We start from the raw sequence: 3,113 nt of genomic DNA on the forward strand, positions 1-3,113 counted from the left end.
TGCAAGGCAACACCGTCGCCGCCGATGGCTCCGACCGCCTGCAAGGCAACACCGTTGCCGCCGATGGCTCCGACCGCCTGCAAGGCAACACTGTCGCCTGACCCTTTCGCTTCACCGCGATCACAAAAAGCCCGGCCTGATCAGCCGGGCTTTTTCATGCCTGTTAAAACTCGAAAGTCATACAGCGTCCGGTCGTTCGCCAATATCTTCAGCCTGCCCGCGCCATGCAGCGCTGGTAACGCTCATCGACCCGCTTGGCAAACCAGGCAGTGGTGAGCTTGCGGGTGATTTTCGGGCTTTGCAGCACGATCCCCGGCAGTACCGCGCGCGGCAGGGAACGACCTTCGGCCTGTTCAGCCAAGGCGAAAACCCGCTGATAGAGCTCGCTGTCCTCGAACGCCAGCGTATTGCCCTCCTCCAGTTGATCCCTGATCGTCGGATTGCGCATGCCCAGCTGCTTGCCCAAGGTGCGCACCGCCAGCTCCGTGGTGCCAGGCATGATCGAACCGTAGCGGACCAGGTCGCCATCCAGCGCGAGCGGGATGCCCGAGGCCCGGCTCACGGCGTTCTGGAAGCCAGCATTGCGACTGGCGTACCAACCGGCATTGAAATCGGCGAAGCGGTACAACGGCTGCTTGTAGCTCACCGGATAACCGAGCAGATGCGCGATGCCGAAGTACATGCCGCCGCGGCGGGTAAAGACTTCACGCCGTATCGAACCTTCCACCGGATACGGATAGCTTTTGGCATGCTGTTCGGCAAAGTCGATGCTGACCTGCATCGGCCCGCCGGTGTGTACCGGGTTGAAGCCTGCGAACAGGGTCTTGCCCATGGGCACCATGCCAATGAAGTCATCGAAAATCGCGCTCAGTTCCTTTTCACTGCGGGCGGCATTCAGCCGGTCGCTGTAGGTTTTGCCGTTGGGCGAACTCACCCGCAGTGCACCGCTGACCAACAGTTGGGGGATATGCGCCTTGGCCGCCCGGCGATCGATCTCGTCCCGGGCGATCTTGCCCAGCCCCGGCACGCCGGGATCCACCTGGAAAGTCGACTCCTGCTCGGTGACCGCCAGCACCGAACAGAGGTTTTGCGTGGTCGGCGCAATGTTCTGCGCGGCAAACGCGGCGTAGATGTCCGTGGCCCACCCTTCGCGGTCGACGGTTTTGGCCGGCAGCAAGCGCACGATTTGCGCCTTGACCTCGGCGGGCTTGCGCGCCGCGGGTTCCTGGGGCCGCTGACTGCTGCAACCGGCCACCACCAGTAACGCGGTGATGCTCATGATCAATCGATGGGCTTGCATGTTGCTCCAGGGCGTTCGTTGAACCGGGTTAACCATACGACCAATGCATGGCGCAGGCTATGACCGTGGCGCGAACCCGGCTGTTCCTCAGGTGCCGATGAAAAACGCTGGCCGCAGCGCAAGGCTGGACCATACTTGCAGCACACGGCAAGAGGACGGGGTCATGCAGCGTAGCGATGTGTTGATCATCGGCGCCGGCCCGACGGGGTTGGTGCTGGCGCTATGGCTGAGCAAACTGGGGGTTCGCGTGCGGATCGTCGACAAGACTTCTGCACCGGGTACCACTTCACGGGCACTGGCGGTGCAGGCGCGCACGCTGGAGCTGTATCGCCAGCTGGACCTGGCCGACGCCATCGTGCGCGACGGTCATCAGGTCGCGGCCGCCAATTTCTGGGTAAAAGGCCAGCCCGTGGCGCGCCTGCCGTTGAACCGGGTGGGTGAAGGCCTGACGCCCTACGCCTTCCTCGAAATATTCCCGCAGGACGAACACGAGCGGCTGCTGATCGATCGCCTGCAAACCTTCGGCATCACGGTGGAACGCAACACCGAGCTCGCTGGTTTCGAGCAAACCGATGACGGCATCAGCGCCACGCTGCGCCTGCCCGACGGCCAACAGGAAACTTGCCAGGCCTGCTACCTGGCCGGTTGCGACGGCGCCCGCTCTATCGTGCGCAAGACCCTGGACACCGGTTTTCCAGGCGGCACCTACCAGCAGGTTTTCTACGTCGCCGACGTGCAAGCCAGCGGCCCGGCGTTCAATGGCGAACTGCATGTGGACCTGGATGAGGCGGATTTCCTCGCGGTATTCCCATTGGCTGGCAGCGGCCGAGCACGCTTGATCGGCACCGTGCGCGACGAACGCGCCGAACAGGCGCAAACCCTGCAATTTGAGGACGTAAGCAGTCGGGCCATCGAGCATATGCAGGTCAAGGTCGAACAACTGAACTGGTTCTCGACCTACCGCGTGCATCATCGGGTGGCGGATCACTTTCGCAGCGCGCGCACCTTCCTGTTGGGCGACGCCGCCCACGTGCACAGCCCCGCGGGAGGCCAGGGCATGAACACCGGGATTGGCGATGCCATCAACCTGGCCTGGAAACTCGCGGCGGTACTGAGCGGCGGCGCCGAGGCGAAATTGCTCGACACCTACGAAACCGAACGCATCGCCTTTGCCCGCAAGCTGGTGGCTACCACCGACCGGGTGTTCACGTTTGTCACCGCCGAGGGGCCCATGGCGGATGTGTTGCGCACGCGGCTGGCGCCCTTGCTGATTCCGAAAATGGCCTCGTTCGAAACCACCCGCGAATTCCTGTTCCGCACCGTGTCGCAAATCACCCTGAACTATCGCGCCATGCCCTTGAGCACAGGCGTTGCCGGGCAGGTGCATGGTGGCGACCGCCTGCCCTGGGCGCACGACGGTGAAGGTGACAATTTTGAATCGCTCAAATGCCCGACCTGGCAGGTACATGTGTATGGCGACACCAGCGACGAGATGATCGCCTGGTGCCACGAGCACCATCTGCCACTGCATGTGTTCGGCTGGCGCCCGGCATTCGAAGCGGCCGGCCTTGGGCGCAACGGGTTCTACCTGCTGCGGCCGGATACGTACGTGGCGATTGCCGAAACCTGTTCGGACCCGAAGGTGATCGAACGGTACTTTCGCGACCGCGGGATCCGACCGTACTTTGGCGCGCCCTGATTTTAGGTTGGGGTATTTGGATTGGGTGTATATCCGTTGCTGCGGTAACGGTCACCTAGGGTTTCGCCCTTACGGCGAGTCACTTGGAAAAGCCCCAAGTAACCAAGGGCTCTT

General features: G+C 62.7%; 2 protein-coding genes. One reads left to right on the forward strand and one right to left on the reverse strand.

Going from position 1 to position 3,113, the window contains the following annotated elements; translation table 11 throughout:
- Positions 1–208 precede the first annotated feature (208 nt).
- The gene (locus QLG10_RS07845; protein WP_110746582.1) at positions 209–1,300 is read right to left on the reverse strand and encodes a DUF1615 domain-containing protein; all 1,092 of its coding nucleotides are present in this window, start codon (positions 1,298–1,300) and stop codon (positions 209–211) included.
- Positions 1,301–1,343: 43 nt separating this feature from the next.
- On the opposite strand from QLG10_RS07845, the gene QLG10_RS07850 reads away from it, so the two are divergent.
- Positions 1,344–2,999 (forward strand): FAD-dependent oxidoreductase, encoded by a 1,656-nt coding sequence (locus QLG10_RS07850; protein WP_349016951.1) that lies wholly within the window; start codon positions 1,344–1,346, stop codon positions 2,997–2,999.
- Positions 3,000–3,113 lie beyond the last annotated feature (114 nt).

This window comes from Pseudomonas sp. V98_8 (assembly GCF_029967975.1).
Classification (GTDB): Bacteria; Pseudomonadota; Gammaproteobacteria; order Pseudomonadales; family Pseudomonadaceae; genus Aquipseudomonas; species Aquipseudomonas umsongensis.